Annotated in this window: 16 protein-coding genes; 15 read left to right on the top strand and 1 reads right to left on the bottom strand. The window is 45.9% G+C overall.

The window, feature by feature from the left end:
* Positions 1 to 204 precede the first annotated feature (204 nt).
* The 5 genes from KUV50_RS15845 (at position 205) to KUV50_RS15825 (ending at position 6,529) form a co-directional block, all read left to right on the top strand.
* A complete protein-coding gene (locus tag KUV50_RS15845) occupies positions 205 to 2,895 on the top strand; it encodes a c-type cytochrome (RefSeq protein ID WP_222581161.1) in 2,691 nt (896 codons plus the stop codon).
* Positions 2,870 to 3,664 carry a DUF1080 domain-containing protein gene (locus KUV50_RS15840; RefSeq protein ID WP_222581160.1) on the top strand — a complete coding sequence of 265 codons (795 nt, stop codon included), beginning with the start codon at positions 2,870 to 2,872 and terminating at the stop codon, positions 3,662 to 3,664. The genes KUV50_RS15845 and KUV50_RS15840 overlap by 26 nt, the downstream gene beginning before the upstream one ends.
* 124 nt (positions 3,665 to 3,788) lie before the next feature.
* Positions 3,789 to 4,823: an aldose 1-epimerase family protein gene (locus KUV50_RS15835; protein ID WP_222581159.1), complete on the top strand. Its 1,035-nt coding sequence runs from the start codon at positions 3,789 to 3,791 to the stop codon at positions 4,821 to 4,823.
* Positions 4,824 to 4,863: 40 nt separating this feature from the next.
* Positions 4,864 to 6,078 (top strand): class I mannose-6-phosphate isomerase, encoded by a 1,215-nt coding sequence (locus tag KUV50_RS15830; RefSeq protein WP_222581158.1) that lies wholly within the window; start codon positions 4,864 to 4,866, stop codon positions 6,076 to 6,078.
* 100 nt (positions 6,079 to 6,178) lie between these two features.
* The gene (locus tag KUV50_RS15825) at positions 6,179 to 6,529 is read left to right on the top strand and encodes a four helix bundle protein (RefSeq protein WP_222581157.1); all 351 of its coding nucleotides are present in this window, start codon (positions 6,179 to 6,181) and stop codon (positions 6,527 to 6,529) included.
* 19 nt (positions 6,530 to 6,548) lie between these two features.
* Here KUV50_RS15825 and KUV50_RS19615 read toward each other — a convergent pair whose 3' ends face one another.
* Positions 6,549 to 7,310, bottom strand: coding sequence for a sterol desaturase family protein (locus tag KUV50_RS19615; protein ID WP_222581156.1), 762 nt, complete (start codon positions 7,308 to 7,310; stop codon positions 6,549 to 6,551).
* Positions 7,311 to 7,578: 268 nt separating this feature from the next.
* On the opposite strand from KUV50_RS19615, the gene KUV50_RS15815 reads away from it, so the two are divergent.
* From KUV50_RS15815 to KUV50_RS15770, 10 genes are all read left to right on the top strand, one after another.
* Entirely contained in the window at positions 7,579 to 8,619 is a 1,041-nt protein-coding gene (locus KUV50_RS15815; RefSeq protein ID WP_222581155.1) for a sugar phosphate isomerase/epimerase family protein, read from the top strand.
* Between the two features lie 220 nt (positions 8,620 to 8,839).
* On the top strand, positions 8,840 to 9,985 hold the full coding sequence (locus KUV50_RS15810; RefSeq protein ID WP_222581154.1) for a Gfo/Idh/MocA family protein: 1,146 nt from the start codon (positions 8,840 to 8,842) through the stop codon (positions 9,983 to 9,985).
* Positions 9,986 to 10,156: 171 nt separating this feature from the next.
* The gene (locus KUV50_RS15805; RefSeq protein WP_222581153.1) at positions 10,157 to 11,518 is read left to right on the top strand and encodes a Fic family protein; all 1,362 of its coding nucleotides are present in this window, start codon (positions 10,157 to 10,159) and stop codon (positions 11,516 to 11,518) included.
* A gap of 36 nt (positions 11,519 to 11,554) precedes the next feature.
* Entirely contained in the window at positions 11,555 to 12,037 is a 483-nt protein-coding gene (locus KUV50_RS15800) for a PepSY-associated TM helix domain-containing protein (RefSeq protein WP_222581152.1), read from the top strand.
* A gap of 318 nt (positions 12,038 to 12,355) precedes the next feature.
* Positions 12,356 to 13,033: an OmpA family protein gene (locus KUV50_RS15795; protein ID WP_222581151.1), complete on the top strand. Its 678-nt coding sequence runs from the start codon at positions 12,356 to 12,358 to the stop codon at positions 13,031 to 13,033.
* A 54-nt stretch (positions 13,034 to 13,087) separates the two neighbouring features.
* A complete protein-coding gene (locus KUV50_RS15790; protein WP_222581150.1) occupies positions 13,088 to 13,684 on the top strand; it encodes a porin family protein in 597 nt (198 codons plus the stop codon).
* A 241-nt stretch (positions 13,685 to 13,925) separates the two neighbouring features.
* A complete protein-coding gene (locus KUV50_RS15785; protein WP_261395322.1) occupies positions 13,926 to 15,695 on the top strand; it encodes an SLC13 family permease in 1,770 nt (589 codons plus the stop codon).
* A 75-nt stretch (positions 15,696 to 15,770) separates the two neighbouring features.
* Positions 15,771 to 16,619: a hypothetical protein gene (locus KUV50_RS15780; protein ID WP_222581149.1), complete on the top strand. Its 849-nt coding sequence runs from the start codon at positions 15,771 to 15,773 to the stop codon at positions 16,617 to 16,619.
* Positions 16,620 to 16,855: 236 nt separating this feature from the next.
* Positions 16,856 to 17,536, top strand: coding sequence for a hypothetical protein (locus KUV50_RS15775; protein WP_222581148.1), 681 nt, complete (start codon positions 16,856 to 16,858; stop codon positions 17,534 to 17,536).
* 281 nt (positions 17,537 to 17,817) lie between these two features.
* Positions 17,818 to 18,012, top strand: a complete 195-nt coding sequence (locus KUV50_RS15770; RefSeq protein ID WP_222581147.1) for a cold-shock protein — start codon at positions 17,818 to 17,820, stop codon at positions 18,010 to 18,012.
* Positions 18,013 to 18,247 lie beyond the last annotated feature (235 nt).

Genomic DNA, 18,247 nt, shown 5'->3' with positions numbered 1-18,247 from the left:
CGACAGTCCCGCCTGAATCTTTATTTCTTAAATTTGGAGTCATCTAGGAAACCCTAGGGAAGTCATTTCATAACTATCCAATATTTTTACCTGTGTCCATTGACCTGCACTCTGGAGTACCTCCCGTATGCTGTAAAAAATATTAGTTAAGAATTCCGTAGATTCACAGTCAATCGTAACATCATCATTTTAAACCTTATCATAATGAGTCCAACCTACTTCAGAAAGTTTTTCCAATATCCCTTTCTGATCACTGCATTCTTTTTTCTATTCATAGGATGCAGCCCTGAAGAAACCGAGGATCCTGTTGAAGTATCTTCCAATCCCAAAATTGCCAAACTCCAACTCACCGAAGGCTTTGTAGCTGATCATTTGTATTCCCCCATCGACACCGTAGAAGGATCCTGGGTAGCTATGGCTTTTGATGACAAGAATCGGCTCATTACCTCAGATCAATACGGGTGGCTGTATCGCCTGGAGATTCCACCCATAGGCAGCGCAGACAGCATCCCCCCGCAGGTCGAAAAACTAGACATCAACATGGGCCATGCACAAGGACTCTTGTGGGCTTTTAACAGTTTGTATGTCATGGTCAATAACTACACACCCGACGATCCGGAAAAAATGGACGAAGAAGACTTTAACGTCCCCAGTGGACTGTATCGCCTGAGGGACACCAACGGCGATGATCAGCTGGACTCCATCCAGTATCTCAAACCCATGGTCGGATGGGGGGAGCACGGGCCCCACTCCATCGTCTTGGCGCCCGATGGGAAGTCTCTGTTTATGGTGGCTGGCAACCACACCGACATCATCGAAATGGATCATTACCGCGTACCCAAAGCCTGGGACGAAGACAATATACTTCCACAGATATTGGACCCTAGAGGTCATGCCAACGAACGAATGGCGCCCGGATCCTGGATCGCGGAGTTCAATCCGGATGGGACAGAATGGACCCTTCAGGCGTCCGGTTTTCGAAACACATTTGATATTGCCTTCAATGAAGCCGGCGATCTGTTCGCTTACGACTCCGATATGGAATGGGATCTGGGCATGCCTTGGTACCGCCCCACCCGAATCTGTCATGCCACCAGTGGCGCAGAGTATGGATGGAGAACCGGTAATGCCAAATGGTCACCCGCCTGGCCAGACAACTTACCACCCGTGGTCAATCTGGGGCAGGGTTCACCGACCAATCTGATTTTCGGAACGCACGCCCGCTTTCCTGACAAATACAAAAAAATGATGTTTGCTTCCGATTGGAGTTTTGGCATTGTATATGGGATCCAGCTGACACCGGATGGCGCTACATACAAAGCAGAAGTTGACGAATTTTTATCCGGACTACCCCTTCCCCTCACGGACGGCGTGATCGGTCCGGATGGTGCTTACTATTTCATGACCGGTGGCCGACGAATAGAATCCGACTTATACCGGGTGTACCACAAAGACTACGAATCCTTCGATGATCAGCCCATCGGCGAGATCGAATTGACAGAAGAAAACAAGCTCCGGCGTCAGCTCGAGCGTTACCACCGGGAGCTCGGTCAGGAAGCTGTTGATTTTGCATGGCCTCAGCTTAATCACCCCGATCGATTTATTCGGTACGCCGCGCGGGTGGCTATCGAACACCAGCCCACCGACTTGTGGACGAACCGCGTGTGGAGCGAAAAAGACCCAGAAACATTAATTCAAGGAGCCATTGCACTGGCCAGACAAGGAGATCAATCCCAAAGCACACCTTTATTTAATGCGTTACTCGACGTAGATTATGATGCTTTGGATGAAGCACTTAAAGTAGATTTTACGCGGGCTGTTGAATTGATCATATATAGGATGGGACCGGCTTCATCGTCAATGAAGACAACCTGGGCCAATTATCTGAACCCACATTATCCGGCTTCCTCCGATGAGCTCAATCGCCAGCTCAGTAAACTTTTGATGGCTTTTGATGCGCCCGATATGATCGACAAGACCCTGACCCTCCTCGAAAATGCTACAAATGATGACAATCCGGATTACAATGCCGCCAGTGATCTCGTGTTGCGAAATCCCCAGTATGGACTAACCATTGGGAAAATGCTGGAAGAAATGCCACCCGCTCAACAAACTTTTCTGGCCATCGTCCTCAGCGAAAAAGAAAGCGGCTGGACTTCTGACCTATGGGAACGCTATTTTAGCTGGTTTCACGAAGCCTTTAGTTACAAAGGTGGAAACAGCTATGTGGGTTTTATCAATCATGCTCGAAAAACTGCATTAGAAAAGGTACCGTCCGCCCAGCGGGAGCACTACAACGAAATTTCAGGTGATTCACTCATCACCTCCTCCGGACTAGCCGTCTTGTCGGACCGGCCAAAGCCCAAAGGACCGGGCCGCCGGTGGGAACTCACCGAAGCCCTGGAAGTGGTCACCAACGATTCGACGATACGTGATTTTGAGAATGGGAAAAACATGTTCGATGCCACCATGTGTTCCTCCTGCCATATGATGGGTCGAACTGGCAGTAATATTGGCCCTGATCTGACCCAACTGGGTACGCGGTTTACGAAAAAAGATATGCTCGAGGCTATTATCGAACCCAACAACGCCATTTCCGATCAATACGCGGCCAAGGTATTTGATCTGAAGAATGGAAATTCGGTCGTCGGGCGGCTTCAGAAAGAGGATGATGAATACTACTACGTGGTTCAAAATCCATTTTCTCCCGATGAAGTTCGTGAGGTTCCCAAATCCGATGTCCGCAGGGTCTCCTTATCGACCATATCCATGATGCCGCCAGGAATGGTTAATTCTCTGAACGAAGAAGAATTAAAAGACCTGATCGCTTACCTGCTCGCAGGTGGCAATGAAAACAATGCCGTTTATAATGAAAATGAAAACAATGCTTTATAAAAATCTTAGAACATCAACACGATCCGCCTGGTTGCCGGCAGTAGCCCTCTGTGCCATGCTCATCCTCACAGCATGCAATAACGCAACGAAATCAAAATCTTCCAATGCGGAGACCACCCATGATGCTACAGCAAGTGAAGATGGGTTTGTTTCCATTTTTGACGGCCAGACCCTCGATGGCTGGGAAGGCGCAGACGGACACTGGAAAGTAGAAAATGGGAACATCGTAGGTATGGTCACCACCGAAAACCCGCTCGATGCCAATACCTTCCTTATCTGGCGTGAAAAGCAACCATCCAATTTTGAACTCAAACTAGATTTTAAGATATCAGAAAATGGCAATTCCGGCGTCCAATACCGAAGCACAGAGCTCCAGGATCCGCCGTTGGCACTGAAAGGCTACCAGGCCGATATCGATGGCGCCAATACCTATACCGGTCAAAACTACGAAGAACGCGGTCGTGGATTCTTGGCCAAGAGGGGGGAAATTGCAGAACTCACCAACGGAAATGAACCAAATATCACAGGCTCTTTGGGTGATTCTGACGAACTCAAATCAAAGATTAACAAAGCGGACTGGAATACCCTTCACCTCATTATCCAGGGCAACCATTTGAAACATTTTGTCAATGGTGTTCTGATGAGCGAAGTGACCGATAATGACACCGAACTCCGAAAAATGAAAGGGCATCTCGGTCTCCAGATCCATACCGGTCCGGCAATGGAAGTCCATTTCCGGAATATCCAGTATAAAGATCTGAGTAACTAATGATCTCAGGACAAAATTATGTTAGAAGAAAGATTAGACTCAGGACAGGTCTACCGAACTCAGCGAGGTCGCACGCTAATGATCTAGCATTTGTTGGCTATGCATGTATTTGAATAAAACCACCATGAACAACCACCACAATTGGCAACACAAAGTCTCCAGCCCGGCCCAAGTCGGCGGGATTGAAACTTCGGTACTCGATAACGGCCCTGGACGAGGCACCCGTGTAGCTTGGTTTAACACCGGTTCGGGTTTGCGTTTTAAGGTTGTATTGGATCGTGCTATGGATATTACAGACACTTTCATGAATGCCTCTTCGCTGGTTTGGCTTAGTCATCAGGGAACAGTCTCGCCCCGTTCCAACGCAAACCGGGGGATCGAATGGCTTCGCAGCTTTGGTGGAGGACTGATGACCACCTGCGGTCTGGACCATGTGGGCGGACCTGAAGAAGATGAGCATGGATCCCGAGGGTTGCATGGCGAAATCAGCAATACACCTGCAGAACTCTTGTCCTTGACACAGCCCGATCTTTTGGATGGGCAAGATACCATGAGCATCACAGGCCGGGTTCTTCAATCTACCGTATTCGGGCCCCATCTGGAATTAACCCGAACCATCTCAGCCCGCTTGGGGCATTCTAAGATTGATGTACACGACAAGATACGCAACCTGGGCAATACGGCGACACCTCATATGATCCTCTATCATTTGAATTTTGGATGGCCGCTGGTGGATGAAGGCACACAAATCAGATGGGAAGGCGATTGGGAAGCACGAGATAGCAGCATGGATCGCCATATTTTCAATAAAAACCATAATTTTCGGATTTGTCCGGATGTATTGGAAGAACATCAAAACGCAGGTGAAGCGGCAGCATTTATAGATCCACATTCAGATGAGAATGGAGAATACCGATTTGGATTACACAATCCAGCAACCGGACTGGAGGTAGTGGTCACCGCAAACAAAAACCAGCTTCCCGCCCTGACCAACTGGCAGCATTTCGGAAAGCGGGAATATGTTGTCGGGCTGGAACCGGGAACCAATCACCCCATCGGGCAGACAGCCGCCCGAAAGGCTGGTCAATTAAAAATGCTCCAACCCGGAAAGTCTGCCGAATACCATCTGCATTTTGAGGTCAATCAGACCAAGACATAAAAGTATTAGAATTTTCACAAAAGCAACTAAATTAAATAAGATGAGTGACGTACAATTGGCAAAAAGAGCTCTTGATCAGGGCAAAGGAATTCTTCGATTGGCACCCACCTGGGTCCCCCGGTCCTTCTGTGTTCCCGGGCGCCGTATCAAATTACATCCGGATGATTATTATGTGCTAGGCGGAGAACGGGGCGGCATCGATGAACGGTGGTTTTCATCCACCACTCCGGCCGAAAATGGCCCGCTAACGGGTGACAATGAAGGATTGAGTATGGTCGTGGTGGAAGACGGCGGCAAAGTGGAAACGGTTACATTACGAGACGCCGTTGATGAACTCCAGGGCGCCATCATCGGCGACCGACTGTGGGAGAAATATAAAAGCTGGCCCATGTATTCCAAGTTTTTTGACAACATGGGACCCCTGCCCCATCACATCCACCACAATGACGAACATGCGGCCAAAATTGGCCAAAAAGGAAAACCGGAGGCCTATTACTTTCCGCCACAAGTCAACAACCACGGCGGAGACTTTCCATACACCTTCTTTGGCATAGCACCAGGAACCACAAAGGATCAGATCCGTGAATGCCTGATGAACTTTACCAAAGGGGACAATAAAATAACGAGCTATTCGCAAGCTTTTAAACTTGATCCCGGCACAGGCTGGGACGTTCCTCCGGGAATGCTCCATGCACCCGGTAGTCTGTGTACCTATGAACCTCAAAAAGCTTCGGATGTATTTGCCATGTACCAGTCCCTGGTGAACGAAGCCGTGATACCGGAAGAACTGCTGTGGAACGGGACGCCCAAAGACCGAATCGGCGATTACGATCAGCTCATGGAAGTCATTGACTGGGAACTGAACCTGGAACCCAACATCCGTGGCACCCGGTTTATGGAACCCAAGCCGGTTCGTCCTCTGGAAGAAATGCAGGCTGAAGGCTATGTGGAAAAATGGATCGTTTATAAGTCACATGATTTTAGCGCCAAAGAACTGACGATAGATCCGGGAGCCACCGTGACCATTAAGGACCAGGGCGCCTATGGGATGATTATGATGCAGGGATACGGTACTATGGGGGATTGGGATATTGAAACACCATCCATGATTCGGTATGGACAGCTCACCCATGATGAGTATTTTGTAACCGAATCGACAGCAAAAGAAGGGGTGAAAATCGTCAATAAGTCAAAAACGGATCCGATCGTGATGCTGAAGCATTTTGGACCGGATAATCCGGAGTTGAAGCTTTAAGCTGTAGGCATTAGGCTGTAGGCATTAGGCTGTAGGCATTAGGCTGTAGGCTGTAGGCTGTAGGCTGTTTGACATGGAAAATATTAATTAAGAATATCGAATGCGAAACTTTAGAAATTATGAAGTTTGGAAACTAAGTCATGAATTGACAAAACAGATTTATAAAGTAACACTGACACTTCCGGAATCTGAGAAATATCAGATCGTAGGACAAATGCAACGCGCTGCTTATTCTATTCCTTCTAATTTTTCTGAAGGATGTGGCCGGGCATCAGATAGAGATTTCAACAGATTTATCCAGATTGCTTTAGGCTCGGCACACGAATTGGAATATTTTATTATTTTGATTAAAGACCTTGAATTTATAGACAACACCCTTTATAATGAGCTGAATAAAGATGTAAACACAGTAAAGATGAAGCTCTATGCGCTAAGTAAAAAATTGAAATAGCAAACTGTAAATCTATTAATTATTTCCGTTTCATTTTTTCGCTTTCTGTGCCCATCCATTGATCCCAGAAGGTGTAGTACAAGCCATAATTGGTTTGAAACTCTGAATGGTGATAGTGATGATGGGTGGCACCGATGAGTAATTTTCCGATCCAGGACCGTTGCAAAAAAGCGGGATACACCTCGATATCCAAATGATTGATCACACTGCTTATGGTCATCAGGAGGAGGTACCCCCCCAGAACTATGGGATGAATGGGGACGACCAGCAAAAGAGCTGGCACGACAAGGGATTCGATCAGGGCTTCCCACGGATGAAATGAAAAGGCAGTCCAGGGAGACGGCACGATGCTGCTGTGGTGGGCACGATGCACACGTCGGTAAAGCAGTCGGTGATGCATGGCCCGGTGTACCCAATAATAATAGGTTTCATGGAGGAGCGAATAAATCAAAAAACTCACCGGTAAATACCACAAGGGGAATGTGTGGATATCGGTATAAATATTTGTGTATCCTTCCTGCCACAGCCAATAGGTACCGGTACCGATAATGGCGAAAACCAGGGATGATTTTACGCTATAAACGATTTCTTTTTTAGTTTGATCAGGTGGATTCCTGTACGAACTCAATCGCTGCGAAGCGTATTTTTCACCCTGCAGGACAAAATAGTGCAAATAAAAAGCACCGGCGGAAAGAAAATAACGGACCAGGAGCACTAAAAACAAGATGCCCGTAAAGCTCAAAAAATCGGTCCAGTGTACTAAAACAGGTAAATCTGTCACATTTTGTTTGTTGGTGAGAACAACGCAATGTGTGCTGGAAAGTTTCCTGAATCGGATTTTTTTAATCCGATTTAGGAAGAGGTATTACACGGAATTGGACAGTGCATGGTGAAATAAAAGAAAATGAACAGGAGGGGCTCCCGTGGCTAAAAACAAGGGTCAGCTATTGTTGGATATCCCTTAAAATTTGAGTATTATAGCAGAATAAAATCAAACCCTGATACCTGGATAATTGAATGATAATTTTTAACTGAAAATTGAACAAAGAATGGCAGAACACACCTTTCCAAAACTACACAACGCAACCTGGCCGGGTTTTGTCGGCAAGGGCGAAGATAGCGAACCCATTATTCCACTGGACGATCTTCTGAAGATGACCGTGAACGCGGAAGTAGACGGGGTGAAATTTGACGGTATCGATATCGGTTTGTTTGATCCGCATTTTAACATCGATGCGACCGATGACGAGTTGAAGCAATTAGCAGACCGGGTCGGTGAGCTCGGACTCAATATCGGGTCACTGGTTGCTCCCATCTGGCCCCCGACTGGCGGATCAGCCATGGGATCCAAAGACGACCGGAAAAATTTCGTAGAAATGGTCAGAAAATCAGCTCGGTTTGGACAGAAATTGACTGAATACGGGGTCCGGCCGTATGGGGTCATCCGAGTTGATTCAGCTACCGACCCGATCACCTGGGAAAAAGACCCGGTGGGCAATACAAAGTTAATCGCGCAAACTTTCCGGGAGGCCTGTGATGTAGCAGCCGACTATGGGGAAGAACTGGCGGCGGAAGGAGAAATTTGCTGGGGAGGAATGCAATCCTGGAAAACAATGATCGATACGCTCGAAGCTGTGGACAGATCCAATATGGGTTTTCAGGCTGATATGGCACATACATTGCTCTACCTTTTAGGCTACAATCACCCTGAAGATCGAATTCTGCCTGAAGATTTTGACTGGGACGACAAAGAAGCTCTGGATGAAGGGATGCGCAAGATGACCAATGCACTACGGCCCTGGATGAATGATTTTCACGTGGCCCAGAATGACGGCACCGTGTTCGGTTCCGGCGCCCATGACAAGACGGGGCGACACTGTCTGGCCAATGACCCGCAAGGCCGTTTGGATATTCCGCACCACGCCGGGTTCTGGCTCCGCGATGAAGATGGAAATCTAACCAAGCGAGTAAAACATATTTGCTGGGATGGATGCATGTTCCCCAATGAGGTGATGTACAAACAAGAAACCTGGAACAATATCCTGGGTAAAATGGTCGAAGTACGCCAGGCACACGGTTGGAGCGAATAGTTAATGGTAAACGGTGAATTATTAATGTTTAATTGGATCGGAGGTGGAAATTTGATCTAAATTCGATGATCTCAGATCGATCACAAACCGGCTTGGCAAACCTTCCTACACAAGTTTTCTGCCCAGATCAACTTGTGTAGGTTCAGCCCAGAAGTCTCTCGTGGTAGGTTTACCGATCCCGAAAAACAGATATCAAAATTTTAAAATAAAATAGAACAACATGAGTGATAAGAAAAAAGTACGAATCGGATTAGTAGGACGTGGCCTGATGGGTCGCATGCACGCCAATGCCTACACACATATCTCCACTATATTTCCTGACCTGGAGTACCAACCGGTCCTACAGGCCATAGCCTCCAGAAATGAAGAAAAGGGAAAAGAATTTGCCGACACCTGGGGCTTTCAGTCCTATGAAAATGACTGGCGAAAAATGATTGAGCGGGACGACATTGACGCCATCGATATCTGTGCACCCAATAATATGCACGCCGAAATCGCCATTGCGGCCGCCAAAGCAGGGAAAATGGTTCTTAGTGAGAAACCACTGTCCCACGAGATCGGTCAGGCCAAAGAAATGTTGGATGCCATTACCGAAGCAGGGGTTCCGAACACTGTATGGTATAATTATCGCCGTATGCCCGCTGTGACGTTGGCAAAAAATATTGTTGATTCCGGCAGATTAGGCCAAATCTTCCACTACCGCGCCAACTTCCTTCAGGATTGGACCATTAGTCCCGACCTGCCTCAGGGCGGCGAAGCGGCCTGGCGACTGGACGTAGATGCTGCTGGATCCGGGGTCACCGGAGATTTACTCGCTCACTGCATTGACACCGCCATTTGGTTGAATGGTGGCATCGAAGATGTATCTGCCGTAACCAAAACTTTTATCAAAGAACGGCTTCATCAGGAAACCGGTAAAGTACAACCAGTAGGGATTGACGATGCCAGTATATTCCATTGTCACTTCAAAAACGGGTCGTTGGGTCTGTTTGAAGCTACCCGATATGCCCGTGGACACAAAGCTTTATACACATTTGAAATCAACGGCGAACATGCGTCCATCCGGTGGGATTTGCACGATATGAACTGGTTGGAATACTTCGATCATCGCGATGATGCTGAAGTACGAGGATGGCGGAAAATCCACGTATCAGATGGTGATCAGCCGTACATGGATCGGTGGTGGATTCCAGGAACAAGCTTAGGATATGAACACTCATTTATCCATCAGGCCGCCGATTTTTTCAAGGGTCTTGAAAATGGCGGAAAAAGATGCGCACCAACTATTGAAGATGCGTACGAGACAGAAAAAGTGTGTCATGCTGTGCTGGAATCGGCGAAAAGCAGAAGCTGGAAAACAGTGTAGGTGCCAGTACACCTACACTAATTTGGAATGGTTGACTATTAATGATGGATAGGTGAAATAGTGGGATGCGAATTTCCTAGCCAAAGCGATCGCCATCAGAACAATATATATAACTCACACCACTGCAGGTATATAGCGTATTGATTCGGTTATTTTAGCTATATTTAACCTATGCCCGAAACCAATCGCATCGAATACAAAATCTGCTTGAGCCGGGAAATGGACCTGGAGAAACACGTTGTGGCTTTTCTAAATTATCGGGAGGGCGGGATGATCTACGTGGGTATAGATAACCAGGGTCAAACAGTTGGCATAACTGATCCAGATGGTGATATGCTCAAAATCAAGGACCGCGTCAAAAACAACATTGCTCCTTCGGCCATGGGTTTGTTTGATGTGGTCTCAGAAGAGCGTAACGGGAATTATGTTATCAAGATTATCGTGGCGAGCGGAAGTGAAAAGCCTTACTTCAAAAAGAAGTATGGTATGACAGAGAAAGGTTGTTATATCCGTGTGGGCACAGCAGCAGAACCTATGCCACGGCAGATGATCGATAAACTTTATGCTACCCGTACCCGAAATTCCATAGGTAAAATCAAAGCCCACCGGCAGGATCTGACTTTCGAACAGCTGCGGATCTATTATGATGAAAAAAATAGACGACTCAACAAGAAGTTTAAGAAGAACCTGGAACTCACTACCGAAGACGGATCACTCAATTATGCAGCATACTTGCTGGCAGATGAAAACAATATTTCCATAAAAGTGGCCAAGTATAGTGGTGATAACCGGGTAAATCTGATCGAAAACAATGAGTACGGTTACTGCTCGCTTATCAAAGCAACTAAACGTGTGCTGGATAAAATTGATCTTGAAAATAGGACAGCAGCAACAATTACTTCAAAAGAGAGAAAAGAACAACGACTATGGAGTTCTATTGCCTTACGGGAAGCCATTATTAATGCTTTTGTCCATAGTGATTTCACCAGAGAGGTGCCTCCTAAATTTGAAATCTTCAACGACCGGATTGAGATAACATCTGCAGGTTCACTGCCTGAAGGATTGAGCCGTGAAGAATTCTTTGAAGGTTACTCCATTCCCAGGAATAAGGAATTGATGCGTATATACAAGGATCTGGAGATGGTGGAGCAACTGGGGTCAGGTATTCCACGTATCCTTGATCACTATGGAGAAGACAGCTTTTATTTCTCTGAAAATTTTTTGCGTCTTGTTTTTCCAGCTATCGAACAAGTCACCGAACAAGTCACCGAACAAGTCACCGAACAAGTCACCGAACAAGTCGGAAAGTTATTATTGGTCATGGAAAATATTGAATATACAAATACAGAGCTAATGGAAAAACTTAATATAAAGCATAGGCCAACTTTTCATTATAATTACCTACAACCTTCTCTTAATCAGGAATTGATAGAAATGACAATACCTGACAAACCCCGTAGTAGTAAACAAAAATATAGGATGACAATGAAAGGAAATAAATTAAAAAAAGCAATTAACAACGATACCGAATGACAGACTTAGGTAAAAAAATACGGAAGAAGCTATGTGATGATTTATCATTCCCATTTTGATCAAACATCCACCAAGGCGTCCAGGATCTTTGAATACACTTCGAAGGCCACATCCAAAGAAGAGTTCAAACGTTGGGCTGACGATCATAACATCCCGGGAAGAATGATGAAATTTTACTATAATCGCAAAGAGTTTCCCGTCCTGGAATATCAAAGCGCCGGCACCCACACCCGTCTCATTTTTAATTCACCCGAAGGCCAAGTAAATATGACTCAAACCACTAAAAGCCCTGCAGATGCTTTTAATGGGATTCATCGCAATCAGGGGTATCACGGCGGGGTAGTATATGCCGCATATGCCATTTTATTGGACATTCTTGCCATAAGCCTGGTCCTTTTTATCATTAGCGGGGTCTTCCTATGGATGAAGATATTGAAATCAAATACGTGGGCCTGGATCATATTCCTGGCGGGTTTCGTGTACTTCATCTCTGTCGTTCTTTACATCGCCTGGAGCTAAGTAATGCACGCGCTTCTACACCAAATCTGCTGCTTTCTCTAAAACCCTATGAATGCCAATTTATATGGTATTTATGAAAGCTGTCTTCCCATATACCGCAGGCTATGATCTGACCGACTCGCTTTTTCATGAGGAAGAGATCATGCAAATATTGTTGATATCTACATAAATATTGAAAGAATACACAGATAATAAAACTTCCAATTATTTTACATGTTGTTTATACATGTAAATTATATGGTAATATTTACACGCTTTACAATACTACAACTATATTATATGTTACATTTTGCATAATCAAACAATAACTTTAGCCATATGAAGAACCTACTATTTGCCATAATCCTAGCTTTAATAAGCTCTTCGGTCAATTATTCCTGCAATGCTTCCAAAAAATTAAAAGGTGCCGTCATAGGTGCTGTGGTTGGTGGCGCCACAGGTGCTGTGATAACGAAAAACAACAAAGCAGCAGGAATTATTCTTGGCGCTGGCGTGGGCGGTGTAGCCGGTGGCCTTATCGGCAATTATATGGATAAACAAGCTCGCGAAATCGCCGATGATCTGGAAGGAGCACACGTAGAACGGGTGGGAGAAGGCATTGTCGTGATTTTTGATTCAGGCCTGCTCTTTGACTTTGACTCGTACGATCTAAAACCTGCGACCCAGGCTAATCTCACTGAACTTGCTGAAAGCATGAAAAAATATGAAGAAACCGAAATAAAAATACTGGGACACACTGACAGCAAAGGTTCAAAATCATACAACAAAAATCTTTCCCGACAACGAGCGGATGCGGTGTACAACTACCTAACCACCCAGGGCATAGGGTCTGCCCGACTAGACACCCAGGGCTATGGTGAAACCGATCCTGTAGCTTCCAATGCCACAGACGAAGGCCGCCAACAAAACCGGCGTGTCGAAATCGTCATCGTCGCCAATGAAGAACTGAAAGAAGCAGCTCAAGACGGGAAAGACCTCACTTTTTCTCTACCATAAAAATACTAACTAACGAGTTATAATTCTTTTTAACGAATTAAAATTATCTATGCTATGAGACATTTAAGTTTGATATTTATCGCTCTTGCTATTTTTACCATACAACCCTTGTACGGGCAGTTAACCAGTAGAAATTTTTCAATAGGACCGAGAATCGGGGTGAATTTCTCCAACGTAAGTAACCCTGAAGCAGCCAACAGCCGGACGGGCTTAGTAGCAGGACTAACCTCCACGTATAGCATCAATGAACATAGCGGTCTAAGTGTTGACTTGTTGTATTCCGGCGAAGGATACGAACACGGCGGAACAGAGTTGGCCCTGGATTATCTTCGCATCCCGGTGATGTACAATATATTTTTCGGTGAGTGGGGTCAGCGGTTTCGACCCAAGGTATTTGCCGGATTGCAACCAGGGGTGTTATTGGCTGCCGAGTCAGATGGTACAGATGTCAAAAGCACCGTGAAGAATTTTTCATTTGGCGTTGGTGCCGGCTTAGGGTTCAACTATCGCATGGGGGAACGAACCTGGCTTAACACTGACTTAAGATCCTTTTTTGACCTGATGGATCTCCGAGAAGACCCGGCATCAGGTTCTGACAAACACGCTCTGCGTAATATTCAACTTTCCGTCGGTGTTGCCTGGGGCCTGTAGACCTCAGAACCAATCAAGATCAATCCAGGCTCCTCCAGTGATCAAGGTTTTTGCTGGATAGAAAAATTGCAAATTTCAGATCGACGGAATGAGCGATCTGATGATCAGCAAACAGCGCCCCGGTTGCATCATTCGGATAAATTATTTTAAGTCACAGTCCCACCGACCGCTAAAAAAGATAAATTTAATTGTATCTTGAAGTCTTGTTTGTGAATTAAAAGGCAGGGCTGCCGGGGCATTTATGAATATTGACCTGATACTAACATTTGGTATTATACTTATCGGGGTATTCCTTTTTGTAAAGGATTATTTTTCAATTGATACCACGTCGATTTTGATCATGACCCTGTTTATTGTAGCGGGTGTTCTCAGTCCGGAGGAGGGTTTCTCTGGATTCAATCATCCGGCCACGCTTACCCTGGGTTGCATATTCGTAGTAAGTGGCGGGGTTTTCAATTCCGGTATTTTGGATGGCTTAAGCGAAACCATTATCAAGCTGGCCAAAATTCATTACCTGGTTGCGTTGGTTGTATTTTGTTTTATCGCGGGTCTGTTTTCTGCCTTCATTAATGATACTGCCGTAGTCGCATTATTGCTGCCCATCGCACTGACCGTTTGCCGGGAAACCAACATAAGTCCGGGGAAATTGCTCATGCCCATCTCGTTTGCTGCTTTGTTTGGCGGCACATGCACGCTCATCGGCACTTCCACCAACATCCTGGTCAGCAGCTACGCCAAAAGTTATGGCCTGGCCGAATTTGGCATGTTTGAGTTTAGTGGCGCAGCACTTTGCTTGCTCGCTGTGGGCTTTGCTTACCTTTTTCTGGCAGGTCCCTTCCTACTTCCCAAAAGCAAAAACAGCGAACAACTCACCAAAAAGACCGAGAAATACATTACGGAAGTACGCATCGAAGCCGATTCACCGGATGTGAATAAAACGATCCATAAATCGAGACTTATCAATAAATTTGATGTTCGCATCCTGTCCATCCTCCGGGACGACATCATCATAAATGACGTACACACAGACACCGTTCTGCACGAGGGAGATAGTTTAAAAATCATGGTTCCTCCCCAGGCCTTTAGTCATCTTTTGAACACAAAGGGGTACAAATTCAAGGGGGACAAACGAAAAAAAGACGAATTACATTCTGACGAATACCGCTTGTACGAAGTCATCCTTCCATTTGACTCCACGTTGATCGGTAACTCGCTGGACGGGTTAAAATTCAGCGAAATTTACAAGCTTTCTGTACTGGCTATTCGTCATCGAAACGAAATCATACTGGATGATCTGCCTTCGGTAGACCTCAAACAGGGCGATATGTTACTGGTCATGGGCAAGAAGGAGACCATAGATGAATTGGAATCTGACAAATTGTTTCTTACCCTTTCGGAATACGATAAGAAAAAGCTAAATTATAAAAAAGCCATACCGGCCATTCTAATCGGCATAGCTGTAATCATGGCTGCTGCTTTGAACCTAACCAATATACTTATTAGTGCCATGGTCGGCGCATTGTTAATGATTTTGACCGGCGTGCTGAAACCCAATGAAGCCTACCAGGCTGTCGAATGGAAGGTGATCTTCATGATGGCGGGTGTTCTATCCATGGGGTCGGCTTTGGAAAAAACCGGCGGCGCTGCGATGATCGCCAATTTCATAGAAACCACACTGGGCCAGTACAATGCCCACGTCACTCTCAGCATTATTTATCTCACTTCAGTCATCGGCACCAATCTGATTTCGAGTAAAGCAACTGCTGCCTTGATGTCCCCTGTCGTCATCAGCCTGGCTGCCGCCATGGAGGTCAACTACCAGCCCTTTCTCATCGCCGTCATGTTTGCCTGTTCCTTGACTTTTATGACGCCCATGAGTTATCCCACCAATACGATGGTTTATGGCCCTGGGAATTACAAGTTTCGGGACTTTTTAAAATTTGGTACGCCCCTGAATATCCTGACCTGGCTGGCCGCCTCGGTAGTCATTCCCTATTTTTTCCCATTTTGAAAATTTTAATCGCTTCGAACATTCTGCTTAGTACGGGGTTACCTTTTCATCTCCATTTGATTTAAAAGAAGCCCTATGAACATCAATAACCTGATTACTCTTCTCTTGATTACCTTTTGGTCAGTGGCAGGATTCGCTCAGAAATCCACCCAGATCGAAAGTTCAGGCAAGAACTATGAACTACGAGCCGTCGCAGAACTAGGATTTCTCAGTGTTCTGGGACACAAGGTTCAGTTTAGCAAGTCCGGAACCTATTTTGACTACCGAAAATCGGGGGGTCAGGATGTGCTTTTTCCAGTCAGCCGACTTTCTCTGGAACTTGAGGTAAATAAAAAGAACACTTTTATTCTATTATATCAACCGCTGACCCTGGAATCACAGGTATTGCTCGAAAATGATTTGATCGTAGATGACCTTGTTTTCCCGGCCAATACCGGGGTCAACCTTTTATACAACTTCCCATTTTACCGGGCAAGCTACTTGCGAGAGCTGCTCTCGAGCCACCCCCAATATGATCTTGCAGTAGGCGGGAGTTTGCAAATTCGCAATGCGACGATCTCCTTTGAATCGACAGATGGAACCCGTTTTCGCACCAACCGCGATGTGGGTCCTGTCCCTGCATTCAAGGTACGTGGCAGAGCCTGGTTAGGCCGTCAGTGGTATACCGAAATAGAGCTGGACGGCATCTACGCCCCCGTTAGCTATTTGAATGGGAGTGACAATGAGGTGGTGGGCGCTATTTTAGACGCCAGCTGGCGGCTCGGGCTTCAAATCAAGGAGCCATTAAAAACATTTTTAAATCTAAGGTACCTGGGTGGTGGTGCTGTGGGAACATCCGATGACGATGCCGGTCCGGGCGATGGCTATGTACGAAATTGGTTGAACTTTTTAACGGTAACGGCGGGGGCAGTGCATACCTTTTAATGGTTCGGTGTTCAACACCAGAGACCGCAGGGAATCAAATGAAACAAAGGCGATTGGTCCTGCAAAAGGTGAACACAGCATCGCCCGCCAGAGCGGTTTAAAGGCAATTTTCGTATGTTTACCATTATATCCGCTACAGTTCGCTGATGAGGAGGTTATACCACATGGATGATGAAAAATGCAACGCTCTCCGTTAAAAGAGAGAAAGACCAAAACACTTAAACTAAATACATATTATGTCCGAACAAAAAGTATTTCAAGCTAGCGATGAAGCCAAAGGGAAAGCCAAGCAACTGCGTCTCTTTGCTATACTCGCCTGGGTCCTGGCTATGGCCGGACAGGTTTTTGCCATTGTGTCGCTGATCAACGATGAAATGATGACCTGGTTGATTGTTACCATCGTGGTCATTCTCGCGCTCGCCATTACCGGCTCCACCCTTTGGAAAAAAGCCAATCGATTGGATCCTGCATCTGAAAAAGACAAAACAAGGTTTTTTATCCAAAACCAGTTGGGAGCCATCATGAGCGTACTGGCCTTTTTACCGTTGGCTATATTCATCTTCACCAACAAAGACCTGGATAAAAAGACCAAAGGCATCACGGGATCGATAGCAGTCGTCGCACTGCTGATTGCGGGCATTGCCGGGGTGGATTTCAATCCCGCTTCCATAGAGAAGTACACCGAAGAAATCAATGCGCAGACCACCACGCTAAAAGAACTGAATTATGACAATGACAACGTCTACTGGACCAAAGCCGGGAACAAATACCACATCTTTGAAGATTGCCAACACATTGTGGGCCGGGATGTCATCCACAACGGTACCGTGAAAGAATCCTGGGAGGAAAAGGGCATTTCCGAATTATGCAAAACCTGCGAAAAAAGAGCCCGAAGCGACAGGGGTCTGGAGGAATAGTCTGTGAGTTCATCGAGTGGTGGACAACCGGATGCTGGGCCAGTGTCGTTGAAAATATATTGAACGCGCCGGTGGAGCCCTTAGGCTATCAGGTTCTGATAAAGACGTTGCTGAAGCAACGCCCAGACCCCATCCAGAACCAGGCTGCGCACCAATCTCATAGGTTTTTTCAAAATAAATGAACAAAAAGTGAAACAAAAGAGGACTCAGCATCGTTTCTTTTGTCATGGTAGGGATATCAATTAAGGTATTCCGCCTATTTACAATTTTATATTATAATAATGAATAACGGTACAGTTAAGTTTTTCAACGAAGGGAAAGGTTATGGATTCATCACACCTGATGATGGTGGAAGAGATGTGTTTGTCCATGCAAATGGATTAAATGGCATTTCAATTGATGAAGGAGATAAAGTCTCCTACGACGTTGAAGAAGGAAAAAAAGGATTGAATGCAGTGAACGTCAGTTTTGAATAGCATCCGCATTTAAATTTAAAAATTTAGATGGGCTCGTCAGTTTTTGACGGGCCCTTTTTGTTTTTACAATGACAGCTCGCAACAATTTATTACCGCTTGGCCTTCCAGGCATGGGGCGGATCTCGCCACACGCCACGCTTGGTGTGTGACACTTGCCGCTGGGGATGTGCATAGGAGTGTCCCACACCTCAAATCAACCACATAACCAAAACACAAACCACCTGCGCCAAAGATA

Source organism: Membranihabitans marinus, from assembly GCF_019802045.1.
GTDB classification, from domain to species: domain Bacteria; phylum Bacteroidota; class Bacteroidia; order Chitinophagales; family Saprospiraceae; genus Membranihabitans; species Membranihabitans marinus_A.
The sequence above is the reverse complement of the archived record's forward strand: the minus strand, read 5'-3'. Positions and strand labels throughout refer to the sequence as shown.

Excerpts from the sequence above, each read along its gene's own strand:
- KUV50_RS15800 (WP_222581152.1), top strand. The coding sequence starts at position 11,555 with ATGATTTATCATTCCCATTTTGATCAAACATCCACCAAGGCGTCCAGG.
- KUV50_RS15835 (WP_222581159.1), top strand. The coding sequence starts at position 3,789 with ATGAACAACCACCACAATTGGCAACACAAAGTCTCCAGCCCGGCCCAA.
- KUV50_RS15825 (WP_222581157.1), top strand. The coding sequence starts at position 6,179 with ATGCGAAACTTTAGAAATTATGAAGTTTGGAAACTAAGTCATGAATTG.
- KUV50_RS15840 (WP_222581160.1), top strand. The coding sequence starts at position 2,870 with ATGAAAATGAAAACAATGCTTTATAAAAATCTTAGAACATCAACACGA.
- KUV50_RS15810 (WP_222581154.1), top strand. The coding sequence starts at position 8,840 with ATGAGTGATAAGAAAAAAGTACGAATCGGATTAGTAGGACGTGGCCTG.
- KUV50_RS15830 (WP_222581158.1), top strand. The coding sequence starts at position 4,864 with ATGAGTGACGTACAATTGGCAAAAAGAGCTCTTGATCAGGGCAAAGGA.
- KUV50_RS15815 (WP_222581155.1), top strand. The coding sequence starts at position 7,579 with ATGGCAGAACACACCTTTCCAAAACTACACAACGCAACCTGGCCGGGT.
- KUV50_RS15790 (WP_222581150.1), top strand. The coding sequence starts at position 13,088 with ATGAGACATTTAAGTTTGATATTTATCGCTCTTGCTATTTTTACCATA.
- KUV50_RS15775 (WP_222581148.1), top strand. The coding sequence starts at position 16,856 with ATGTCCGAACAAAAAGTATTTCAAGCTAGCGATGAAGCCAAAGGGAAA.
- KUV50_RS15845 (WP_222581161.1), top strand. The coding sequence starts at position 205 with ATGAGTCCAACCTACTTCAGAAAGTTTTTCCAATATCCCTTTCTGATC.
- KUV50_RS15805 (WP_222581153.1), top strand. The coding sequence starts at position 10,157 with ATGCCCGAAACCAATCGCATCGAATACAAAATCTGCTTGAGCCGGGAA.
- KUV50_RS15770 (WP_222581147.1), top strand. The coding sequence starts at position 17,818 with ATGAATAACGGTACAGTTAAGTTTTTCAACGAAGGGAAAGGTTATGGA.
- KUV50_RS15785 (WP_261395322.1), top strand. The coding sequence starts at position 13,926 with ATGAATATTGACCTGATACTAACATTTGGTATTATACTTATCGGGGTA.
- KUV50_RS15780 (WP_222581149.1), top strand. The coding sequence starts at position 15,771 with ATGAACATCAATAACCTGATTACTCTTCTCTTGATTACCTTTTGGTCA.
- KUV50_RS15795 (WP_222581151.1), top strand. The coding sequence starts at position 12,356 with ATGAAGAACCTACTATTTGCCATAATCCTAGCTTTAATAAGCTCTTCG.